We start from the raw sequence: 21,850 nt of genomic DNA, 5'->3' as shown, positions 1-21,850 counted from the left end.
CAAGGGCAGCACAAACAGAGAGGTTCACCCGACGTGCAGGACGAACTCATCGCACGGGCCGAGACGTGGCTCGCCGAGGACCCCGACCCGGAAACCCGCGAGGAACTCGCCGAGCTCATCGCCGCCAAGGACGTCCCCGAGCTCACCGCACGCTTCAGCGGCACCCTCCAGTTCGGCACCGCCGGCCTCCGGGGCGAACTCGGCGCGGGCCCGATGCGCATGAACCGCGCGGTGGTCATCCGCGCCGCCGCCGGCCTGGCCGCGTACCTCAAGAAGCAGGGCGAGACGGACGGCCTCGTCGTCATCGGCTACGACGCCCGCCACAAGTCAGCCGACTTCGCCCGCGACACCGCCGCGGTGATGACGGGCGCGGGCCTGCGCGCCGCCGTCCTCCCCCGCCCCCTGCCGACCCCCGTCCTGGCGTACGCCATACGGCACCTCGGCGCCGCGGCCGGCGTGGAGGTCACCGCCAGCCACAACCCGCCCCGCGACAACGGCTACAAGGTCTACCTGGGCGACGGTTCGCAGATCGTCCCCCCGGCGGACGCCGACATCGCCGCCGAGATCGCCGCTGTCAGCAGCCTCGCCGACGTCCCCCGCCCGGACTCCGGCTGGGAGACCCTCGACGAGGGCGTCCTGAACGCCTACCTGGCCCGTACGGACGCCGTCCTCGCCCAGGGCTCCCCCCGCACCGCCCGCACCGTCTACACGGCGATGCACGGCGTCGGCAAGGACGTCCTGCTCGCCGCCTTCGCCCGGGCCGGCTTCCCGGAGCCCGCGCTCGTCGCCGAGCAGGCGGAGCCGGACCCCGACTTCCCCACCGTCGCCTTCCCCAACCCGGAAGAGCCCGGCGCGATGGACCTGGCCTTCGCGAAGGCCCGCGAGACCGGCCCCGACCTGATCATCGCCAACGACCCGGACGCGGACCGTTGCGCGGTGGCCGTCGGCGACGGTGCCGACTGGCGGATGCTGCGCGGCGACGAGGTCGGCGCGCTGCTCGCCCAGCACCTGGTGAACCGCGGCGCGCGCGGCACCTTCGCGGAGTCGATCGTCTCCTCCTCCCTCCTCGGCCGGATCGCCGAGAAGGCGGGCCTCCCCTACGAGGAGACCCTCACCGGCTTCAAGTGGATCGCCCGGGTGGGCGGCCTGCGCTACGGCTACGAGGAGGCGCTCGGTTACTGCGTCGACCCGGACGGCGTACGCGACAAGGACGGCATCACGGCGGCCCTGCTCATCACGGAACTCGCCTCCGAGCTGAAGGAGGAGAGCCGCACCCTCCTCGATCTCCTCGACGACATCGCCGTGGAGCACGGTCTGCACGCCACCGACCAGCTCTCCGTCCGCGTGGAGGACCTGTCGGTCATCGCGAACGCGATGGACCGGCTGCGCCAGCAGCCCCCGACGGAGCTGGCGGGCCTGCCCATCACCAGGTCCGAGGACCTGACGAAGGGCACGGACACGCTTCCGCCGACCGACGGGCTGCGCTACACGCTGGACGGCGCCCGCGTCATCGTCCGCCCCAGCGGCACCGAGCCGAAGCTGAAGTGCTACCTGGAGGTCGTGGTCCCGGTCGGCTCGCACGCCGGGCTGCCCACGGCTCACGCGAAGGCCGCCGAGCTGCTCGCGGGGATCAAGCGGGACCTGTCGGCGGCGGCCGGCATCTGATCCCACGCCTCGGATCCCGCGCCTCGGATCCCACGCCTCCGCGAGGGCCCAGGTCCAGGACTCAGCCACTTACGGGTGATTTCCGCCCGGCAGTTGACGCAGCGCTCCGGTGCGCCACCATCCGACCGAGGAACGGTTGGCGGTAGCGCACCGCCGAGCCCCAGGAGCTGCCGCGTGTCCTCGACCGCTTCCCGGCCGACATCCTCCCCACCCCGGAACGCTCCCGGCGAATTCCCCGCGAACCCGAACGCAAGTACGGGCACGGTTGCGGGCACGAGTACGGGCACGAATGCGAGCACAGGCACTCTGTGCGCCCTCCGCACCCATCTGCGCCGGGCGGCCCCCGCCCTCCTCGCCTACGGGGCCGTACGCCTCGTGAGTCTGCTGTTCCTCGCCCAGTGGGCGCACCATCAACACCACGGCCTGTGGCCGATCCTGGCCACGCAGTGGGACGCGGACTGGTACCTGGGCATCGCCCAGCACGGTTACACCCATCACCTGGGCACCCGGTACGACGCGAACAACCTCGCGTTCTTCCCGATGTACCCGTTCCTGGTCAAGGCGGCCGCGGTCCTGACCCCGGGTACGCGCGCCACGACGGGCGTGGCGATCTCGATCGCCGCCTCCTTCGTCGCCGCGTGGGGAGTCTTCGCCGTCGGCCACCATCTCCACGGCCGGCGCGTGGCCCTGCTGCTGACCTTCCTGTGGGCGGCTCTCCCGGTCGGCCTGGTCCAGTGGATGGGCTACACGGAGTCCCTCTTCACGGCGTTCGCGGCCTGGTCGCTGTACGCGGTGCTCACCGGCCGCTGGCTCTGGGCGGGCACCCTGGCGTCGCTGTCGGGCCTGACCCGCCCGACGGGGATCGCGGCGGCGGCCGCGGTCACCGTCACAGCCCTGCTCTCCCTGCGGGACCGCTTCTCGCCGCGCGTCCTCGCGGCCGCGGCCCTCGCCCCGGCGGGCTGGCTCGCGTACGTCGGCTGGGTGGGCGTGCGCCTGGGCCGATGGGACGGCTACTTCGCCGTACAGCGGCTGTGGCACAACGACTGGGACGGCGGCGCGGAGACCCTGCGCCGTGTGCGGGAGGTCCTGGCGAACGACTCCACGCCGGAGCTGTTCCTGGTGATGGTGACGCTCACACTGATCGTGTCCGTGGTCCTCTTCGCCCTGGGCGCCTGGGACCGGCAGCCGCTCCCCCTGCTGGTCTTCACCGGCGTCCTGCTGCTGATCGTGCTGGGCAGCGGCGGCGTCTACTTCCCCCGCGCCCGCTTCCTCCTGCCCGGCTTCCCGCTCCTGCTCCCGCTGGCCCTCCACCTGTCCCGCGCCTCACCCCGCTTCCGGGCCCTCACCCTGACCGCGGCGCTGCTGGGTTCGGCGTACTGGAGCGCGTACATGGCGCTGGTGTGGCCGAGCGCGCCGTGACAGGCCGGGACGAGCCGAGCCGAGCCGAGCCGAGCCATGACGAGCCGAGGGCTGATACGGGGCCTGCGTGCGGCAGCCGGGGTGGCTACCCCACCGCCAGCAGGATCACCAGGACCACGGCCCCCGCGAGCGCGGGACCCATGACCTCGTACGCCCACCGCACGCTCACCTCGCCCTGCGCGCCCTCCGTGGCCGCCCGGGCCTCGGCGAGTTCGCGCAGGTCGTCCATGACCTGGTCGGCCTGCGAACGGGTGGGCCCGCTCGCCACCGAGGAGGTGCGGCCGCTGCTGTCGGCGGCGGCGCTGCGCGCCTGCCGTCGGGCCGCGGACTTGCGGGCACGCAGGGAGACGGGGATCGCCCAGAGCTGGAACTTGGTGCCCTCGGTGTCGACCACCTCGTTGGAGTACCCGGAGCGCAGTGAGGCGACCTTGCTCCAGGGCAGCACGACGACACGGAACGGGTTACGGACGCGCAGTCGGTCCTCGTTGGCGTAGACCGCGGGGCGCAGGGTGAAGGCGGCCACCAGCGGAACCAGGAGGATCAGCGCGGCGAGTGCCAGCCAGGGGGTGCGGCCGTGGCCGGAGACCAGCGCGTCGATGCCGAGCCAGCCCGTGATGGCGAGCAGCAGTACGCCGCCCGCGATACCGGCGTGTGACCGGTAGATCCGGTCCTGCGACTCGGGTCGCGAGGCGTCCGGCACGGGTGGCTGGTCATCCGGGGTCGTCATGCCCCCGATTCTGCCCGACGCCCCCTGAACACTTCCGTCACCCCCGCCCCACGCCGCCGCTTCGTTAGTGCCAGGCGTCCGAGGGGCTCCGCCGCGAATCCCCCGGCCACTCCTGGTCGCTCGGCTGCGGGCGAGTGGGGGCCGTCCGCGCAGTTCCCCGTGCCCCCGAGAACCACGGCTCGCCCGGCGCCTGCTCGAGCGAAGCCGAGAGCTTGGGGGAGGGCACGGGCGGCGGGGCGAGACTCGCCCGGTGCGCACTCCCCCACACCCACCCCCAGGGCTGTACAGCCGCTACGCGCGTAGATATGCTCAGCTCGTGACCATGCCCACCACTGCACCCGCACTCGGCGACGTAACCGCGTCAGACAGCACGCTGCGCCGCTTCCTCCACGGGCTCCCCGGCGTCGACACGGTCGGCCTGGAGGCTCGCGCCGCCTCGCTCGGCACCCGTTCCATCAAGACGACCGCGAAGGCGTACGCCATCGACCTCGCCATCTCGATGGTCGACCTGACGACGCTGGAAGGCGCGGACACCCCGGGCAAGGTCCGGGCGCTCGGCGCCAAGGCGGTCCACCCCGACCCCACGGACCGTACGACGCCCACCACCGCGGCCGTCTGCGTGTACCCCGACATGGTGGCCACCGCCAAGGACGCCGTCGCCGGCTCCGGCGTGAAGGTCGCCTCGGTCGCCACCGCCTTCCCGGCCGGCCGCGCAGCCCTCGACGTGAAGCTCGCCGACGTACGCGACGCGGTCGCCGCCGGTGCCGACGAGATCGACATGGTCATCGACCGCGGGGCGTTCCTCGCGGGCAAGTACATGAAGGTGTACGACGAGATCACCGCCGTGAAGGAGGCCTGCGGGACCAGCGCCCGCCTGAAGGTCATCTTCGAGACCGGCGAGCTCTCGACGTACGACAACATCCGCCGCGCGAGCTGGCTCGGCATGCTGGCCGGCGCGGACTTCATCAAGACCTCGACCGGCAAGGTCGCCGTCAACGCGACCCCGGCGAACACGCTTCTCATGCTGGAGGCGGTCCGCGACTTCCGCGCCCAGACCGGCGTCCAGGTCGGCGTGAAGCCCGCCGGCGGCATCCGCACCACCAAGGACGCCATCAAGTTCCTGGTCCTGGTGAACGAGACCGCGGGCGCGGACTGGCTGGACAACCACTGGTTCCGCTTCGGTGCGTCCTCGCTCCTGAACGACCTGCTGATGCAGCGTCAGAAGCTGGCCACCGGCCGCTACTCCGGCCCCGACTACGTGACGGTGGACTGATCACCATGGCATCCGCATCCGCATCCGCTTTCGAGTACGCACCGGCGCCCGAGTCCCGCTCCGTCGTCGACATCGCGCCCTCCTACGGCCTGTTCATCGACGGCGAGTTCACCGAGGCGGCGGACGGCAAGGTCTTCAAGACCGTCTCCCCCTCCACCGAAGAGGTCCTGTCCGAGGTCGCCCAGGCGGGCGCGGAGGACGTCGACCGCGCCGTGAAGGCCGCCCGCAGGGCCTTCGAGAAGTGGTCGGCGCTGCCCGGCTCCGAGCGCGCCAAGTACCTCTTCCGCATCGCCCGGATCATCCAGGAGCGCTCCCGCGAGCTCGCCGTCCTGGAGACCCTCGACAACGGCAAACCGATCAAGGAGACCCGCGACGCCGACCTCCCCCTGGTCGCCGCGCACTTCTTCTACTACGCGGGCTGGGCCGACAAGCTCGACCACGCCGGCTTCGGCGCCAACCCTCGCCCCCTGGGCGTCGCGGGCCAGGTCATCCCCTGGAACTTCCCCCTCCTGATGCTGGCGTGGAAGATCGCCCCGGCGCTGGCGACCGGCAACACGGTCGTCCTCAAGCCCGCCGAGACGACCCCCCTGTCCGCCCTGTTCTTCGCGGACATCTGCCGCCAGGCGGGCCTGCCCAAGGGCGTCGTCAACATCCTTCCGGGATACGGCGACACGGGCGCCGCGCTCGTCGAGCACCCCGACGTGAACAAGGTGGCCTTCACCGGCTCCACCGCCGTCGGCAAGGCGATCGCCCGCCAGGTCGCGGGCACGGACAAGAAGGTCACCCTCGAACTCGGCGGCAAGGGCGCGAACATCGTCTTCGACGACGCGCCCATCGACCAGGCCGTCGAGGGCGTCGTCACCGGCATCTTCTTCAACCAGGGCCAGGTCTGCTGCGCGGGCTCCCGTCTCCTCGTCCAGGAGTCGATCCAGGACGAGCTGCTGGACTCGCTCAAGCGCCGCCTGTCCACCCTCCGCCTCGGCGACCCCCTGGACAAGAACACGGACATCGGCGCGATCAACTCCGCCGAGCAGCTGTCCCGTATCACCTCGCTCGTCGAGCAGGGCGAGGCCCAGGGCGCCGAGCGCTGGTCCCCGGCCTGTGAACTCCCCTCCTCCGGCTACTGGTTCGCCCCGACGCTCTTCACGAACGTCACCCAGGCGCACACCATCGCGCGCGACGAGATCTTCGGCCCGGTCCTGTCCGTCCTCACGTTCCGGACCCCCGACGAAGCCGTGGCCAAGGCCAACAACTCCCAGTACGGCCTCTCCGCCGGCATCTGGACCGAGAAGGGCTCCCGGATCCTCGCCGTCGCGAGCAAGCTGCGCGCGGGCGTCATCTGGTCCAACACGTTCAACAAGTTCGACCCGACCTCGCCGTTCGGCGGTTACAAGGAGTCGGGCTTCGGCCGCGAGGGCGGTCGCCACGGCCTGGAGGCGTACCTCGATGTCTGAGAAGACCGACAAGACCGAGCAGCAGCGACTGAGCGTCTTCAAGACCTACAAGCTGTACGTGGGCGGGAAGTTCCCGCGTTCCGAGAGCGGCCGGGTGTACGAGGTGACGGCAGGGAAATCAGCCGCTGGCGCGGCGGGCAAGGGCAAGTGGCTGGCCAACGCGCCCCTCTCCTCCCGCAAGGACGCCCGTGACGCGGTGGTCGCCGCCCGCAAGGCGTTCGGCGGCTGGTCCGGCGCGACGGCGTACAACCGCGGTCAGATCCTCTACCGCGTCGCCGAGATGCTGGAGGGCCGCAAGGACCAGTTCGTCCGTGAGGTCGCGGACGCGGAGGGTCTGTCGAAGTCCAAGGCTGCCGCGGTCGTCGACGCGGCGATCGACCGCTGGGTCTGGTACGCGGGCTGGACCGACAAGATCGCCCAGGTCGTGGGCGGCGGCAACCCGGTCGCGGGTCCCTTCTTCAACCTCTCGACCCCGGAGCCGACGGGCGTCGTCACCGTCCTCGCCCCCCAGGAGTCGTCCTTCCTGGGCCTGGTCTCGGTGATCGCCCCGGTGATCGCGACCGGCAACACGGTGATCGTGATCGCGAGCGAGAAGTCCCCGCTCCCGGCACTGTCGCTGGGCGAGGTGCTGGCCACGTCCGACCTGCCGGGCGGCGTCGTCAACGTCCTCTCCGGCAAGACGGCGGAGATCGCCGCTCCCCTCGCCGCGCACCAGGACGTCAACGCGATCGACCTCGCCGGCGCGGACGACGTACTGGCGAAGGAGCTGGAGATCGCCGCGGCCGACAACCTGAAGCGGGTCGTCCGTCCACAGCCTGTGGATTATTCACAGACACCCGGCATCGAGCGCCTGACGGCCTTCCTGGAGACGAAGACGGTCTGGCACCCGACGGGCGCGCTCGGCGCCTCCGGTTCGTCCTACTGAGTGTTTCCCCGTGCCCCGTGCCCCGTCCCGGGGCACGGGGAAACTCACGCACGCCCCAGCAACCCCAACGCCTGCCCCGCCACCGGCACGCTCCCCACCGACTGCGCCTGCGCCAGCGGCCTCGTCAGGGCCTGCGAGGTCAGCGGCTTGAAGTCCGCGAGCTGGGTGCCCACCCCGTTGTCGAGCGGATCGACCCCCGTGCCGGCGAGCGGGTTGGGCTTGAGGCCCGCGACCGGACCGGTGACATATCCCACCGTGCCGGTCAGGGCCCCCAGCCCCGCCTGCGGGTCGAGGTTGCCCATCGAGGTGGGCTGGGTGCGCATCAGATCCACGGCGGGGGCGGTGTCCGCGACGGCCGGACTCGCGGCGGCGGCCGCACCGGCGGCGACCACCCCGAGCGCGACGGCGACCCGCGCGGTGGTGCGGGCCAGGGGGGTCTGCTGGTGTGCGTGTCGCGCCATCGGATGTCCTCTTCGGTGAACGTAACGAATGCGAGCGGAGAGCAACAGGATTCGCACGCAGAGTAGTTGACCCGGATGGCGTTCCGGGCGGCGATGGCGGCGGATTCCCCTGTGCGGGTCAACAGACATACGGACGTAACCCAGATAATCCTTCGGGATAATGTTCCGGAGGCCTGCCGAAGCGCGGCGTGGCCCGGCCGAGTCACAGAAGGTACAGAGAATTGGGTTCCCATCCTCCGATACCCACCCGTGTGGTGCTGCTCTGCGGCCCCTCCGGCTCTGGAAAGTCCCTTCTCGCGGCCGACTCCGGGCTTCCCGTGCTCCGCCTCGACGACTTCTACAAAGAGGGCACCGACCCGACGCTTCCCCAGGTCGAGGGCAGCTCCGACATCGACTGGGACCATCCGCGGTCGTGGGACGCGGACATCGCGGTCGCGGCGATCGAGGAGCTGTGCCGTACGGGACGTACGACCGTTCCCGTCTACGACATCTCGCTGAGCGCCCGTACCGGCGCTGAGGCGCTGCACATCGGTCGGACGCCGCTGTTCATCGCGGAGGGCATCTTCGCCGCCGAGATCGTCGAGCGCTGCCGGGAGTTGGGGATGCTGGCCGACGCGCTGTGTCTGTCCCGCGGCCCGCTGACCACGTTCCGCCGCCGCTTTCTGCGGGATCTGCGGGAGGGCCGCAAGTCGGTTCCGTTCCTGCTGCGCCGCGGCTGGCGCCTGATGCGCGCCGAACGTTCGATCGTGGCCCGGCAGAGCGCGCTGGGCGCCCACCCCTGTGACAAGGCCGAGGCCCTGGGCCGACTGACCGCGGCTGGCGCCGGACGCTGCACGACACCGGCGTAGTCACGAGCCCCTTCGCGGAAACACGTCAAGAGGCCACACACGAAAAGAGGCCCAGGCGGACCCCCCGTCCGCCCGGACCTTTTCTCGTTTCCCCCGTGTTCCCCCGTGCTCCGCAGGGGTCCCCCGACCCCGTTGGTTTCTTTCCCCCCGGTACTGCTCCCCCGTACCAACCGGTACAACCGGTTACCTGCTTCCCCCCACAGACCTTCAGGCGACGAGCTCCCCGAAGGACTCCTCCTCGTCACGGCCGAAGCTGAGGACCTCGTCCTCGCGCATCCGGCGCAGCGACCGCCAGATGCTCGACTTCACCGTGCCGACACTGATGTCGAGGATCTCCGCGATCTCCGGGTCCGTGCGGCCCTCGTAGTAACGGAGGACCAGCATGGTGCGCTGGAGTTCGGGCAGCCGGGCCAGCGCCTGCCACAGCACGGCGCGCAGCTCGGTGCCGCGCATCGCGTCCGTGTCACCGGCGGTCTCCGGCAGTTCCTCGGTCGGGTACTCGTTCAGCTTGCGGCGACGCCACGCGCTGATGTGCAGATTGGTCATGGTGCGGCGGAGGTAGCCCCCGACCGCGGCCTTGTCACTGATCCGGTCCCAGGCCCGGTACGTCGAGAACAGCGCGCTCTGCAGCAGGTCCTCGGCCTCGAAGCGGTCCCCGGTCAGGTGGTAGGCGGTTGCGTACAGGGAGGCGCGGCGCTCCTGGACGTAGGCGGTGAACTCCGCCTCCGACACCGAGCGACGTTCCCCCGTGGCCTCCCTGTACGCGGCTCCCCCGTGAGCTCCCCCGTTACCGCCGCTCTCCCCCGTGAAGGCGTCAACCACCGTCATGTACGTGGTGTGCTGACGCCCGGTGCCGCGAGCGCACCCCCGCCCGCTCACGGCACCGGACTTCTCCGAACCCCTGACGTCGTGGAGCCGCGTGACAACTGCGCTAGTGCTGGTGCTGTGCAGCGTGTTCATCTCGCGCCCCCCGTCGTGGAGTTCCGGTTCTTCGGTTCGTTCCGTCGTGCTGTGTTGCGGTCTTGCCGTCTTGCTCTCTTGCTTGTGTCGAAAAGCTTGCCCGGGCCACTTCATGGCCGTGTCCGCCGACTGTCACAGACCTGTCACAGGGCCCCTCCCCAGGCGCGTCACGGCACGATCACAGCGCGGTCACAGAGGAGAGCGGTACGCCTCCGCGGACGCCCTTCGGGCGCCCCCTTCTGTGCGAGAGATGGGTGGGAGCGCTCCAACTGTCGAAAGAGTCCCTCGCCATGGGCCAGAATGACGTTCGTGCCTTCCCTGTTGCTGATCGAGGACGACGACGCCATCCGGACGGCCCTGGAGCTCTCTTTGACGCGCCAGGGACACCGGGTGGCCACCGCTGCCACCGGCGAGGACGGTCTGAAACTGTTGCGTGAGCAGCGGCCGGATCTGATCGTGCTGGACGTGATGCTGCCCGGCATCGACGGGTTCGAGGTGTGCCGGCGCATCCGGCGCACGGACCAGCTGCCGATCATTCTGCTGACCGCGCGCAGCGACGACATCGACGTCGTGGTCGGGCTCGAGTCCGGCGCCGACGACTATGTCGTCAAGCCCGTGCAGGGGCGGGTGCTCGACGCCCGTATCAGGGCCGTGCTGCGGCGCGGGGAGCGCGAGGCCAACGACTCGGCGACGTTCGGTTCCCTCGTCATCGACCGGGCGGCCATGACGGTCACCAAGAACGGCGAGGATCTGCAGCTGACACCCACCGAGCTGCGGCTGCTCCTGGAGCTGAGCCGCCGGCCCGGACAGGCGCTGTCCCGCCAGCAGTTGCTGCGACTGGTGTGGGAGCACGACTACCTGGGCGACTCGCGGCTGGTGGACGCGTGTGTCCAGCGGCTGCGCGCGAAGATCGAGGACGTTCCGTCCTCGCCCACCCTGATCCGTACGGTCCGCGGAGTCGGCTACCGACTGGACACTCCTCAGTGACCCCACCGCACGACGAGCTCCGCGGCTGGGCCGCGGCGCGCCGGGCGATCCTGGCGGGGTTGCGCTTCACGAGCCTGAGACTGCGGCTGGTCGTGGTGTTCGGACTCGTCGCGCTCACGGCCGCCGTGTCGGCGTCGGGCATCGCGTACTGGCTCAACCGCGAGGCCGTGCTGACGCGTACGCAGGACGCGGTGCTGCGCGACTTCCAGCAGGAGATGCGCAACCACGCGAGCATGCTGCCGGTGCACCCGGCGCAGGACGAACTGCAGCGCACGGCGGGCCAGATGGCCAACAGCAGCCAGCGCTTCAGCGTGCTCCTCGTCGCCCAGGACGGCAACGGCAAGAAGGTCATCGGCAACTCCGCGCTGGACACCTTCACGCTGGACGACGTACCCAAGTCCCTCCAGAAGGCCGTGAACAAGGAGCAGCCGCTCTCCTCGAACAACAAGTCGACCTACCACCTGTACTGGCAGCGCATCACCGACCACGACAAGCCGTACCTGGTGGGCGGCGCGAAGGTGATCGGCGGGACGACGACCGGCTACATGCTCAAGTCCCTGGAGCCCGAGGCCAAGGACCTCAACTCACTGGCCTGGTCACTGGGCATCGCGACCGGCCTTGCCCTGATCGGCTCGGCGCTGCTCGCCCAGGCCGCCGCGACGACGGTCCTCAAGCCGGTGCACCGCCTCGGCATCGCGGCCCGCCGCCTGGGCGAGGGCAAGCTCGACACTCGGCTGCGCGTCTCGGGTACGGACGAGCTCGCGGACCTCTCCCGTACGTTCAACCACACCGCTGAGTCCCTCGAAAAGCGCGTGGACGACATGAGCGCCCGCGAAGAGGCCTCCCGCCGCTTCGTGGCGGACATGTCCCACGAACTCCGTACGCCTCTCACCGCGATCACCGCCGTGACGGAGATCCTGGAAGAGGAACTCGACGCGGAGACCGGCAGCGTCGACCCGATGATCGAACCGGCCGTCCGGCTGGTCGTCAGCGAGACCCGCCGCCTCAACGACCTCGTCGAGAACCTCATGGAGGTCACCCGCTTCGACGCGGGCACCGCCCGGCTGGTCCTCGACGACGTGGACATCGCCGACCAGATCACCGCGTGCATAGACGCACGCGCCTGGCTGGACGCCGTCGACCTGGACGCCGAGCGCGGCATCATGGCGCGCCTCGACCCGCGCCGCCTGGACGTGATCCTCGCGAACCTCATCGGCAACGCGCTCAAGCACGGCGGCAGCCCGGTCCGTGTCTCGGTCCGCGAAGAGGCCGACGACCTTCTCATCGAGGTCCAGGACCACGGACCCGGCATCCCCGAGGACGTCCTCCCGCACGTCTTCGACCGCTTCTACAAGGCGAGCGCCTCCCGCCCCCGCTCCGAGGGCAGCGGCCTGGGCCTCTCCATCGCCCTGGAGAACGCGCACATCCACGGCGGCGAGATCACCGCGGCCAACGCGCCCAAGGGGGGCGCCGTCTTCACGCTCCGCCTCCCACAGGACGCGTCGGAGCTGCTCGCCGACGACGAGCGCGAGCGCGGAGGGAACGGGAACGGTACGGAGGGCAGCGCCGGATGACGACCTTGGTACGAGGCCGAGAGGGGCGTCGGCGGACGCCTCTCGCCTCCCTCTCCCTTCTCTCCCTCCCCCTCCTCACCGTCCTGCTCGCGGGCTGCGGTATCCGCTCCACCCAGGTCCCTACGGACTTCGGCCCGGCGCCGTCCCGGGTACCGTGCGCGCTGTCCGGCCCGGACATCACCACCCAGACCTCCCGTGGCATCCCGGTCCAGGTCTTCCTGATCTGCTCCGGGCAACTGGTGACGGTCGACCGGTCCGTGCGGATTCCCGACGGTACGGCGGAGGGGGCGCGGCGGGTTCTGGTGGCGCAGGGGCTCCTCGACGAGCTCGCGGAGACGCCCTCCACGCCCGAGCAGCAGGCCGGCTACACGACAGACGTGCGGGGCGGCATGACGGTGAGCGGGCCTCGGCCCAAGGACCCCGAGGACGCGCTCCGCCTCAGCACCCCGCCCCAGAACCTGACCTCCGCCGCCCTCGCCCAGATCATCTGCACCTTCTCCGACTCCGCCGCGGCGCAGGACGACGGTTCGGTCATCCTCGGCGGCCCCGACACCACCCCACTGCGCAGCTACGAGTGCCCCACCGACGTCCGCGCCAACCCCACCACCAAGTCCCCGCCGTCCAAGCCGATCTCCGGCGCGTAATCGTTCGCGCAACTGTTTCCTCGTCCTCGAACGCCGGACGGGCCGAAGACGCCGGCCGGAGTGCGGGCTTTCAGGGGCGCAGGCTTTCAGGGGCGCGGGGAACTGCGCGGTCAACCCCCACCGGTCGGCAGCCGAACACATACACGCGGCCGGGGATCCGGGGCGAAGCCCCGGCCTCAGGGGCGCGGGGAACTGCGCGACCCGCCCCCACCGGCCCGCGGACGCCGAACCGTGCCCGCTCCGCACCGTACGTGTGGCGCATCCCTCACCCCTCAGACCCAAGCTCACCGACAACCCGGAACCGATCCTGCCGACCCCCGCGTCTTGGGAGGCGTGCAACGTCAAGGCGAAGGCGGCGGCAGCGCCGTGACCCGCGTCCGTGCGACAGGAGCTCTCCTCCTCGTCGCACATCTCGCGCTCGTCGCCTGGATCACCCTGCGTCCCCTGGACGTCCCCTGGGTGAGCCCCGCCAATCTCCGCCCGTTCGCCGGCATCAGGGCCGACCTCGCGCTGGGCCCCGCGGAAGCCGCCCGCCGGATAGGTCAGGGCCTCGGCCTGCTCGCCCCGCTGGGCGTCCTGCTCCCCATGGCCGGCGGCAAGCTGACGGCATCCCCGCTCGGCTCCCTCGTCCGCACGGTCGCCGCCGGCGCCCTGATCTCGCTGGGTATCGAACTGCTGCAGACCGGCGTCCCCGGCCAGGTCGTGGACGTCGACTCCCTGCTGCTCAACACGGTCGGCGTCGCCCTGGCCCATCTCGCGATCGTGCCGGCCGCCAGGTTCAGGCTCCGCCGCCGGGCCGAGACCCGGCGCCGCGCGGCCCTCCCCCGGGAGGACATGGCTCAGGGTCGGACCCCGACGATTCCCAGGGTCGGCATCGCCCCATAGAGCGACGCTTCGCCCGCTTCGTCACCGTAGCGTTGAAGACATCGAAGAAGACCTCGATGCCCCGACATCCCGGCGTCCAGCCACGGTTCACGAAGGAGCCCTCATGACCGCCCTTGCCCGCCCCACCAACGGCCGCATGATCGGCGGAGTGTGCGCAGCGCTGGCGCGGCGCTTCGGCACCTCCGCGACCACGATGCGCGTGATCTTCGTTCTCTCGTGCCTGCTCCCGGGCCCGCAGTTCCTGCTCTACATAGCGCTGTGGATCCTGTTCCCCTCCGAGGACAAGGCCCGCACGGCCTGGTGACCCCCGGCCGCTCCGACGGCACGACACGCCGGTGGGGCGCACCCCAATCAGGGTGCGCCCCACCGGCGTTCGTACAGGCGAAAGGCCGAAACAAGCGGAAGGCGTCAGCCGAGCGGCAGCCCGTTCACCGGCAGACCGTGCGTCGGCAGGCCCTGCAGCGGCAGCCCCCCGAGCAGCCCGGCCAGCGGCGCCGCCGGTCCGTCGGCGAGGACCTTCGCGACGGCGGGCTGGGCCGCGGCCACCCCCGCGCCGAGCGCGCCCTGCCCGTGGGTGAGCGCCTCTCCCGCACCCGGGAGCGCCGCCGCGGCGTTCTGCGCGGGCAGCGTCTGGGTGACGGTGCCCAGCGCCTGGGAGGCGTCCGGCACGGCCGGGGCGGCGTTCGCGGCGCCCGCGCCGACGGCGGCGAATGCGGCACCGAGAGCGGCGACGCCTAGGGTCTTGGCAGCAGACTGCTTCATATTGAATGCGTCCTTGGATCCGTGTGACGGGGATGTGAGCGGTCCAAAAACGTAAACACGCAGAGCCACGCTCCGCAAACATCAAAAAGCAGCCGAGTTATGGAGAACAGGTGAAGACCCGGCCGCTTTTCGCTCCTTCGATCAGCCCTGTTCCTCCAAGGAACCGCTGGTGGAGGCGGTCTGCTGGAACAGCCATTCGGATTTGAGCTCTGCATATCCAGGCTTGATCACGTCATTGATCATCGCTAGTCGTTCATCGAAAGGAATGAATGCTGACTTCATAGCATTGACAGAGAACCACTGCATATCATCGAGCGAATAACCGAACGCATCGACCAGATGCTCGAATTCGCGCGACATGCTCGTCCCTGACATGAGCCGGTTGTCCGTGTTCACGGTCGCCCGGAAGTGCAGGCGCCGCAGCAGACCGATCGGGTGCTCCGAGTAGGAGTCGGCGGCGCCGGTCTGGAGGTTGGAGCTGGGGCACAGCTCCAACGGGACGCGCTTGTCACGGACGTACGAGGCCAGCCGTCCGAGCTTCACCGAGCCGTCCGCCGCGACCTGGATGTCGTCGATGATCCGCACACCGTGGCCGAGCCGGTCCGCGCCGCACCACTGGAGCGCCTGCCAGATGGAGGGGAGCCCGAAGGCCTCGCCGGCGTGGATGGTGAAGTGGTTGTTCTCGCGCTTGAGGTACTCGAAGGCGTCGAGGTGACGGGTGGGCGGGAAGCCCGCCTCGGCGCCCGCGATGTCGAAGCCCACCACTCCCAGGTCGCGGTAGCGGTTGGCCAGTTCGGCGATCTCCAGGGCGCGGGCCGCGTGCCGCATGGCGGTGAGCAGGGCGCCGACCCGGATGCGGTGGCCGTTCTCCCGGGCACGCCGTTCGCCCTCCCGGAAGCCCTCGTTGACCGCCTCGACGACCTCTTCGAGGGTGAGCCCGGCCTCCAGGTGCTGTTCCGGCGCGTACCGCACCTCGGCGTAGACGACCCCGTCCTCGGCGAGGTCCTCGGCGCACTCGGCGGCGACCCGCACCAGCGCCTCGCGCGTCTGCATGACGGCACAGGTGTGGGCGAAGGTCTCCAGGTACCGCTCCAGGGACCCGGAGTCCGCGGCCTCGCGGAACCAGACGCCGAGTTTGTCGGGGTCGGTCTCGGGGAGCCCGGAATAGCCCGTCTCCTGGGCGAGTTCCACGATCGTCCCGGGGCGCAGGCCCCCATCGAGGTGATCGTGCAGCAGGACCTTGGGTGCCCGGCGGATCTGTTCCGAGCTCGGGGTGTTCTGGATCTGGCTCGTCATTTTCGCACTGTAGACCCTACGCGCGTAGATCTCCTGTCACGCCGTCCGTCGATACGTAACGGTGACCAGGCGGACGGGTGGCGTACACGGTCACTTCTGACACTGTTCTGTCATGGCACAGCAAGCGACGCCGGTTCGCAGGGCCCGGCTTGGGAGGACGATCGGCCCGGAGCCGACGGCCGTCAGCGGAGTGGTTCTGCTGCTCCCGGGCGGCGACGAGGTCTCCGCGCGCAGACCGTCCCCGATGTTGGCGACCGCCTCCGTACGCGCGCTCGGCCGCCGGCTCATGCGCGCGGGAGGCGCGGAAGGCCTGGCGACCCATGTCGTGCACTACCGCTTCCGCGGCTGGAACGGCAGCGAGGCGCATCTCGCGAGCGACGCGTCCTGGGCCGCCGACGAGGTCGTACGCCGCTACGGGGACGTACCGGTGTGCCTCGCCGGTGTGGGCATGGGAGGCCGGGCGGCGCTGCGGGCGGCCGGGCACACCGCCGTCAACTCCGTTCTGGCGCTCGCCCCCTGGCTGCCCGAGGACGACGTGGCGGCGCCACCCGAACCGGTGAAGCAGCTCTCCGGGCGGCGCGTGCTGATCGTGCACGGCACCAACGACGAGCGCACCGACCCGGAGTTGTCCTTCCGGCTCGCGGCGCGGGCGAAGAAGTCCAACCGGGACATCTGCCGGTTCGAGGTCCACTCCGACGGGCACGGGTTGCACCAGTACCGGTCCGAAGTGCACGCGCTGGCGGAGGACTTCGTGATGGGGGCGTTGTTCGGGCACGGGGTGTCGCGCCCTCTGGAGGACGCGTTGGCCGCGCCGCCGCCGTTGGGGTTGCGGATGCCGCTTGCCTCCGGCTTCGGGCGGGCGCTGCGTCGCTAGGTTGTGTTTCGTCTGCGGCGCGGTGGGGGCTGGTCGCGCAGTTCCTCGCGCCCCTAAAAGCGGGGCGCGTCCGCCCCTTGGTCCGGCAGCAGGCGGCCCCTCCTCGACAGCAGGAACTTCTTGAAGGCCGCCACCGGTGGCGTGTCCGGGTGGCCGTCCAGCCATGCCACCCCGATCTCGCGGACCGCTCTCGGGGCCGTGACCGTCAGTTCGACCACCCCCGGGCGGGGCACGGCCGGTGGTGGCAGGAGGGCGACTCCGAGGCCGGCGGCCACCAGGCCCCGTAGGGTCTCGGCCTCCTCGCCCTCGAAGGCGATCCGGGGCCTGAAGCCGGCCTCCTGGCAGAGGTCGTCGGTGATGCGGCGCATGCCGTAGCCGGGTTCGAGGGTCACGAAGGTCTCGTCGGCGGCCTCGGCGAGGCGGATGCGCTTGCGGGCGGCGAGCCGGTGGTCGGCCGGGACGACGAGCCGGAGCTTCTGCTCGTCGAGGCGGCGGCCCACCAGGTCGGGCGCGTCCGGCACCGGTGAGGTGAGGCACAGGTCCAGCTCGCCCGAGCGCAGCCCCTCCAGCATCGCCTCGCCGTAGTTCTGGACGAGGCTGAAGCGGACCCGGGGGTGGTCGGCGCGGAAGGCGCGGATCAGGCCGGGGACCGTCTCCCATCCCATCGTGTGCAGGAAGCCGAACGCGACCTTACCGGTGGCCGGGTCGGCGTCCGCGCGCACCTCCTCGGCGGCGCGCTCGATCTCGGCGAGGGCCCGTTCGACGGAAGAGAGGAACGTACGGCCCGCGGGGGTGAGGGAGACCGTGCGGCCCCGGCGTGCGAACAGATCGACGCCGAGATCCTGTTCGAGCCGGACCATGGCGCGCGAAAGGGTCGACTGGGGGACCTGCATCTCCTGCGCGGCACGCGTGACGTGCTCCGTGCGGGCGACCCCGGCGAAGTACGCGAGGCGTGGGGCGAGCAACCTCGACATGCCCGCACTGTCTTCTGTGTCACTGGACGGTGACAGGTGAGCCTGTGACCTTTGCTGATGCGCCATGGGAACGATTATGGCGATTCCATGCATTGGACGGATGAGCGGCGGCTCTTTAGTTTCGAAGCATGCCTTCCGCCAGTACCGGGGCGTCCACCACCGTGGGCGCCACCTCCTCCGTCAGGTCCTCCACCGCCGCCGTCGACTCCCGTCTCACCCCGGGTGGGCCCGGCTACCGCCGTATGAGCTTCGCGCTCTTCCTCGCGGGTGTGGCGACCTTCGCGCTCCTCTACTCCACGCAGGCCCTCCTCCCGCTCGTCTCCACGGACTTCGGGGTCAGCGCGAGCGAGGCGAGCTGGACGGTGTCGGCGGCGACGGGCGGCCTGGCGCTGTTCGTCCTTCCGATGAGCGCGCTGTCGGAGCGGTTCGGACGGCGTACGTTGATGACGGCGTCGCTGGCGGTCGCGGTGGCGGTCGGGCTCCTGGTCCCCTTCGCCCCGTCGATCGGCGCGCTGGTCGCGCTGCGGGCGGTGCAGGGCGCGGCCCTGGCGGGGCTTCCGGCCTCCGCGACGGCCTATCTGGCCGAGGAGGTCCGCCCCAAGGCCCTGATCACGGCGATCGGCCTCTTCGTGGCGGGCAACAGCGTCGGCGGCATGAGCGGCCGGGTCATCACCGGCTGGGTCGCGCAGGAGTGGGGCTGGCGGGTGGCCGTCGCCACGATCGGGATCATCGCGGTGGCCTGCGCGGTCGCCTTCCGTCTGCTGCTGCCCGCGCCGAAGCACTTCACGCCCGGCTCGCTGCGTCCGGGGGTACTGGCCCGTACGGTCCGTGACCACCTCGCGAACCCGCTGCTGCGCCGGCTGTACGCGATCGGCGCGCTGTTCATGATGGTCTTCGGCGGGGTCTACACGGTGATCGGCTACCGCCTGACCGAGGCCCCGTTCTCCCTCCCCCAGGGCATCATCGGCTCGATCTTCCTGGTGTATCTGGTCGGTACGGTGTCGGCGTCCACGGCGGGCAGGCTGGTCGCCCGCCTGGGCCGGCGCGGCTCCCTGTACCTGGCGGGCGGCACCACGACCGCCGGCCTGCTCCTCTCCCTGGTCGACTCCCTCCCCCTCGTCCTGCTCGGCCTGGTGCTGATCACCGCGGGCTTCTTCGCGGGCCACGCGGTGGCGTCCTCCTCGGTCAGCCACACCGCCAAGCAGGGCCGCGCCCAGGCCTCGGCCCTCTACCAGTCCGCGTACTACATCGGCTCCAGCGCGGGCAGCACGCTCGGCGCGGTCGCCTTCCACGCGGGCGGGTGGGCCGGGACGGTGACACTCGGACTGTTCGCGGTCCTCGGCGTCGTCACGATCACGCTGCTCGGCTCCCACGCGGCCCGCACCCAGGCCCGCCGCGAGCCTGCCCTGGCGCACTGAGCGTCCCAGCTCCTACGTTCCCCCTGGTCGGACCCCGTTGTCAGTGGCGGCACCTAGCCTCCACCCGGTCAACTGGCCCGAACAGGGGGATCTTTCATGGAGTTCCGCGTCGATCGCGACGACCTCGCCGAGGCGGTGGCCTGGGCGGCCCGCACCCTGCCCACCCGCTCGCCGGTACCGGTGCTGGGCGGGCTGCTGCTGAAGGCCGGTCCGGGACGGCTCGACATCTCGGGGTTCGACTTCGAGGCGGCGGCGAGGATCGAGATCGATGCCGAGACGGGGGCGGACGGCCGGATCCTCGTGCTGGGGCGCCGACTGCTGGACATCTGCCGGGTGCTGCCGCGGGGGCGGGTGAGCTGCGCGCTGGAGGGGACACGGTTCACGGTGGAGGCGGGCGGCACACGGTTCGGTCTGTCGACGCTGCCCAAGGACGAGTACCCGGCGCTGCCGGTGCCGCCCGAGCCGCGCGGCACCGTGGACGCCGCCGCGTTCGCGACCGCCGTGTCCCAGGTCGCCGTCGCGGCCGGGCGCGACGACACGCTGCCGGTCCTCACCGGCGTACAACTGCGGCTGTCCGGCGAGGAGATGACACTCTGCGCCTCGGACCGCTACCGGTACGCCGTGCGCACCCTGGCCTGGAAACCCGAGGCCCCCCTCGACGGCGTCGTGGAGACGCTGCTGCCCGCGCGTCGGCTGCACGAGATCGCCCGTTCGCTGGCCCGCTCCGGCGACGTGCGCATCGGGCTCGACCCCGCGGGCGGCGGGATGATCGGCTTCGAGGGCGGGTCCATGCGGACGGCGGTGCGGCTGATGGAGGGGCGGCTGCCGCGGTACGGCTCACTGTTCTCGGTGTCCGACGCCGCGGTCGCGGAGGTGGAGCGCGAGGCACTGGCGGAGGCCGTACGGCGCGTCGCCGTCGTCGCCGAGGTGAACAGTCCCGTGAGGCTGGACTTCACCGGTGACGGCGAGGGATCCGTTCTGCTGCGCGCCGGATACGCCGACGACGTGGCCTCGCAGCGGCTGCCGGCGGCGCTGACCGGTACGGCGGAGATCACCGTCGCCTTCAACCCGGCGTATCTGCTGGACGCCCTGAACTCCTTCGAGGAGTCGCGGGTACGGCTTGAGCTGCTGGGGCCGGGGCAGCGGGCGCTGCTGAGCGCGGCCGAATCGGCTGCCGGGGCCGAAGCGGAGGCCGACGCCGGGGCTGAAGCGGGCGGTGCGTACCGGCATCTGCTCATGTCCGTGAAGCAATTGGTCTGAGCTGCGCTTTTTCCCACTTCGGGGGCCATTGTCAGTGGGCTGCGGTAGCTTCCGAAGTGCTGGCGCAACGAGGCGACGGTACGACGGGAACAGCCACAGGGGCGGGTTGGCCATGAGCGACGGTACGGCGACGACGACAGATCTGGACGTCCGGCTGGAGAAGCACCGGGCCGAGCTGACCGGGTACTGCTATCGGATGCTCGGCTCCTCCTTCGAGGCGGAGGACGCGGTGCAGGACACGATGGTCCGCGCCTGGCGGAGCTACGACAAGTTCGAGGGCCGTTCGTCGATGCGGTCCTGGCTCTACCGGATCGCCACCAACGTCTGCCTCGACATGCTGAACGCGGGCAACCGGAGGGCTCGTCCGATGGATCTGAGTGGTCCCTCACCCCTGGCTCAGGCGGCGCTCTCCCCGCGCCCGGACAACGTCTGGCTGGAGCCGATGCCCGACGCGCGTGTGCTGCCCACGATCAGTGACCCGGCCGAGGCCGCGGTGGCCAAGGAGTCGGTGCGCCTCGCCTTCATGGCCGCCCTGCAGCAACTGCCGCCCAAGCAGCGCGCCGTGCTCATCCTGCGCGAGGTCCTGGCCTGGAAGGCGGCCGAGGTCGCCGAACTGCTCGGGACGACGGTCGCCTCGGTCAACAGCGCGTTGCAGCGGGCCCGCGCGACCCTCGCCGAGAGCGACAGCGCCGAGGCCGCCGTCTCCGACCCGCTCGACGAGGAGCAGCAGAAGCTCCTGGAGCGCTATGTCGCGGCGTTCGAGGGGTACGACATGACGGCGCTGACCGCGCTGCTCCACGAGGACGCGATCATGACGATGCCGCCGTTCGACCTGTGGCTGCGCGGCACGGGCGACATCACCGGTTTCATGACGACCCTCGGTGCCTCCTGCGCGGGTTCGCGCCTGCTGCCGGTCGCGGTCAACGGTCTGCCGGGATTCGCGCACTACAAGCCGGATCCGGAGGAGGGCGGCTTCAGTGCCTGGGCGATCCAGGCGCTGGAGATCTCAGACGGCCGCATCACCGGGTTCCACTGCTTCCTGGACACCAAGCGCTGGTTCCCGCTCTTCGGCCTCCCCCTCCAGCTCGAAGCGGAGTCCGACTAGATCGAGAAGCAGGAGAAGGGGTGGGGCCGGGGCGCGCAGGCGGATGCGGCCCCCGGCCCGGCGGGCGGCCAACTGCATCCTGGCCAGGGCGTCGACGGTGGCCAGGCCGGGGGGACCAAGGCCCGCGACATCGCAGACCACCACCCCGGCACCGGTCGCCGCAAGCCGCACTCGTACATCGTCACAGAGCCTCGGCACCTGGTCACGGGTGACGGGGCCGGGCAGCACGAGTACGGCGGGTGTCGTGGCGTCCACGGTCAGTAGACCGGCCGGGGGCACGGAACTCATCGCGGAGAGCGGACCCGTTCGAGACGCGCGCCCGCAAAGGATCACATTGAC

Annotated in this window: 22 protein-coding genes; 15 read left to right on the top strand and 7 right to left on the bottom strand. The window is 70.9% G+C overall.

Annotated elements, in window-relative coordinates; all coding sequences use genetic code 11:
- The first annotated feature begins 33 nt into the window (after nt 1–33).
- Together ACFVWD_RS41385 and ACFVWD_RS41380 are read left to right on the top strand one after the other, a co-directional pair.
- Nucleotides 34–1,665, top strand: coding sequence for a phospho-sugar mutase (locus tag ACFVWD_RS41385; RefSeq protein WP_389603105.1), 1,632 nt, complete (start codon nt 34–36; stop codon nt 1,663–1,665).
- 174 nt (nt 1,666–1,839) lie between these two features.
- Complete coding sequence (locus tag ACFVWD_RS41380; protein WP_389603104.1) at nt 1,840–3,084, top strand: hypothetical protein; 1,245 nt, start codon at nt 1,840–1,842, stop codon at nt 3,082–3,084.
- Between the two features lie 85 nt (nt 3,085–3,169).
- On the opposite strand, the gene ACFVWD_RS41375 is transcribed toward ACFVWD_RS41380, so the two are convergent.
- Nucleotides 3,170–3,811 carry a PH domain-containing protein gene (locus tag ACFVWD_RS41375; RefSeq protein ID WP_389603103.1) on the bottom strand — a complete coding sequence of 214 codons (642 nt, stop codon included), beginning with the start codon at nt 3,809–3,811 and terminating at the stop codon, nt 3,170–3,172.
- Between the two features lie 322 nt (nt 3,812–4,133).
- Here ACFVWD_RS41375 and deoC point away from each other — a divergent pair, with 322 nt between their 5' ends.
- The 3 genes from deoC to ACFVWD_RS41360 are packed head-to-tail and all read left to right on the top strand — an operon-like array spanning nt 4,134 to nt 7,463.
- Complete coding sequence (gene deoC, locus ACFVWD_RS41370) at nt 4,134–5,084, top strand: deoxyribose-phosphate aldolase (RefSeq protein ID WP_054233759.1); 951 nt, start codon at nt 4,134–4,136, stop codon at nt 5,082–5,084.
- 5 nt (nt 5,085–5,089) lie between these two features.
- Entirely contained in the window at nt 5,090–6,538 is a 1,449-nt protein-coding gene (locus ACFVWD_RS41365) for an aldehyde dehydrogenase family protein (protein ID WP_389603102.1), read from the top strand.
- Nucleotides 6,531–7,463 (top strand): aldehyde dehydrogenase family protein, encoded by a 933-nt coding sequence (locus ACFVWD_RS41360; RefSeq protein ID WP_389603101.1) that lies wholly within the window; start codon nt 6,531–6,533, stop codon nt 7,461–7,463. The genes ACFVWD_RS41365 and ACFVWD_RS41360 overlap by 8 nt, the downstream gene beginning before the upstream one ends.
- A gap of 44 nt (nt 7,464–7,507) precedes the next feature.
- Here ACFVWD_RS41360 and ACFVWD_RS41355 read toward each other — a convergent pair whose 3' ends face one another.
- Nucleotides 7,508–7,924, bottom strand: a complete 417-nt coding sequence (locus tag ACFVWD_RS41355) for a hypothetical protein (RefSeq protein WP_389603100.1) — start codon at nt 7,922–7,924, stop codon at nt 7,508–7,510.
- A gap of 221 nt (nt 7,925–8,145) precedes the next feature.
- Between ACFVWD_RS41355 and ACFVWD_RS41350 the strand changes: the two genes are divergently transcribed.
- Complete coding sequence (locus ACFVWD_RS41350) at nt 8,146–8,772, top strand: uridine kinase (RefSeq protein WP_389603099.1); 627 nt, start codon at nt 8,146–8,148, stop codon at nt 8,770–8,772.
- A 207-nt stretch (nt 8,773–8,979) separates the two neighbouring features.
- On the opposite strand, the gene ACFVWD_RS41345 is transcribed toward ACFVWD_RS41350, so the two are convergent.
- Complete coding sequence (locus ACFVWD_RS41345; RefSeq protein WP_101400302.1) at nt 8,980–9,732, bottom strand: SigE family RNA polymerase sigma factor; 753 nt, start codon at nt 9,730–9,732, stop codon at nt 8,980–8,982.
- A gap of 309 nt (nt 9,733–10,041) precedes the next feature.
- Here ACFVWD_RS41345 and afsQ1 point away from each other — a divergent pair, with 309 nt between their 5' ends.
- The 5 genes from afsQ1 (at nt 10,042) to ACFVWD_RS41320 (ending at nt 14,126) form a co-directional block, all read left to right on the top strand.
- A complete protein-coding gene (afsQ1, locus tag ACFVWD_RS41340) occupies nt 10,042–10,719 on the top strand; it encodes a two-component system response regulator AfsQ1 (protein WP_054233761.1) in 678 nt (225 codons plus the stop codon).
- Nucleotides 10,617–12,293 (top strand): ATP-binding protein, encoded by a 1,677-nt coding sequence (locus ACFVWD_RS41335; RefSeq protein ID WP_389603098.1) that lies wholly within the window; start codon nt 10,617–10,619, stop codon nt 12,291–12,293. The genes afsQ1 and ACFVWD_RS41335 overlap by 103 nt, the downstream gene beginning before the upstream one ends.
- Nucleotides 12,290–12,937: a hypothetical protein gene (locus ACFVWD_RS41330; RefSeq protein WP_389603097.1), complete on the top strand. Its 648-nt coding sequence runs from the start codon at nt 12,290–12,292 to the stop codon at nt 12,935–12,937. The genes ACFVWD_RS41335 and ACFVWD_RS41330 overlap by 4 nt, the downstream gene beginning before the upstream one ends.
- 333 nt (nt 12,938–13,270) lie before the next feature.
- A complete protein-coding gene (locus ACFVWD_RS41325) occupies nt 13,271–13,822 on the top strand; it encodes a VanZ family protein (RefSeq protein WP_389603096.1) in 552 nt (183 codons plus the stop codon).
- A 103-nt stretch (nt 13,823–13,925) separates the two neighbouring features.
- Complete coding sequence (locus tag ACFVWD_RS41320; RefSeq protein ID WP_054233643.1) at nt 13,926–14,126, top strand: PspC domain-containing protein; 201 nt, start codon at nt 13,926–13,928, stop codon at nt 14,124–14,126.
- A 104-nt stretch (nt 14,127–14,230) separates the two neighbouring features.
- On the opposite strand, the gene ACFVWD_RS41315 is transcribed toward ACFVWD_RS41320, so the two are convergent.
- Both ACFVWD_RS41315 and ACFVWD_RS41310 read right to left on the bottom strand, forming a co-directional pair.
- The gene (locus ACFVWD_RS41315; protein ID WP_389603095.1) at nt 14,231–14,584 is read right to left on the bottom strand and encodes an ATP-binding protein; all 354 of its coding nucleotides are present in this window, start codon (nt 14,582–14,584) and stop codon (nt 14,231–14,233) included.
- Between the two features lie 141 nt (nt 14,585–14,725).
- Complete coding sequence (locus ACFVWD_RS41310) at nt 14,726–15,880, bottom strand: adenosine deaminase (RefSeq protein ID WP_168510628.1); 1,155 nt, start codon at nt 15,878–15,880, stop codon at nt 14,726–14,728.
- Nucleotides 15,881–15,992: 112 nt separating this feature from the next.
- Here ACFVWD_RS41310 and ACFVWD_RS41305 point away from each other — a divergent pair, with 112 nt between their 5' ends.
- On the top strand, nt 15,993–16,754 hold the full coding sequence (locus ACFVWD_RS41305; protein ID WP_389603094.1) for an alpha/beta hydrolase: 762 nt from the start codon (nt 15,993–15,995) through the stop codon (nt 16,752–16,754).
- 53 nt (nt 16,755–16,807) lie between these two features.
- Here the strand turns inward: ACFVWD_RS41305 and ACFVWD_RS41300 are convergent, their stop codons facing one another.
- Complete coding sequence (locus tag ACFVWD_RS41300) at nt 16,808–17,794, bottom strand: LysR substrate-binding domain-containing protein (protein ID WP_389603093.1); 987 nt, start codon at nt 17,792–17,794, stop codon at nt 16,808–16,810.
- A 62-nt stretch (nt 17,795–17,856) separates the two neighbouring features.
- Between ACFVWD_RS41300 and ACFVWD_RS41295 the strand changes: the two genes are divergently transcribed.
- The 3 genes from ACFVWD_RS41295 (at nt 17,857) to ACFVWD_RS41285 (ending at nt 21,511) form a co-directional block, all read left to right on the top strand.
- A complete protein-coding gene (locus tag ACFVWD_RS41295; RefSeq protein ID WP_389603092.1) occupies nt 17,857–19,146 on the top strand; it encodes an MFS transporter in 1,290 nt (429 codons plus the stop codon).
- A 96-nt stretch (nt 19,147–19,242) separates the two neighbouring features.
- Nucleotides 19,243–20,406, top strand: coding sequence for a DNA polymerase III subunit beta (dnaN, locus tag ACFVWD_RS41290; RefSeq protein ID WP_389603091.1), 1,164 nt, complete (start codon nt 19,243–19,245; stop codon nt 20,404–20,406).
- A 112-nt stretch (nt 20,407–20,518) separates the two neighbouring features.
- Nucleotides 20,519–21,511, top strand: coding sequence for a sigma-70 family RNA polymerase sigma factor (locus ACFVWD_RS41285; RefSeq protein WP_389603090.1), 993 nt, complete (start codon nt 20,519–20,521; stop codon nt 21,509–21,511).
- Here the strand turns inward: ACFVWD_RS41285 and ACFVWD_RS41280 are convergent.
- The gene (locus tag ACFVWD_RS41280; RefSeq protein ID WP_389603089.1) at nt 21,413–21,799 is read right to left on the bottom strand and encodes an STAS domain-containing protein; all 387 of its coding nucleotides are present in this window, start codon (nt 21,797–21,799) and stop codon (nt 21,413–21,415) included. The two genes, ACFVWD_RS41285 and ACFVWD_RS41280, sit on opposite strands and share 99 nt — an antisense overlap.
- Nucleotides 21,800–21,850: the final 51 nt, after the last annotated feature.

This window comes from Streptomyces sp. NPDC058086 (assembly GCF_042885015.1).
Taxonomy (GTDB): Bacteria; Actinomycetota; Actinomycetes; order Streptomycetales; family Streptomycetaceae; genus Streptomyces.
This window is presented reverse-complemented; position numbering and strand designations above follow the sequence as displayed.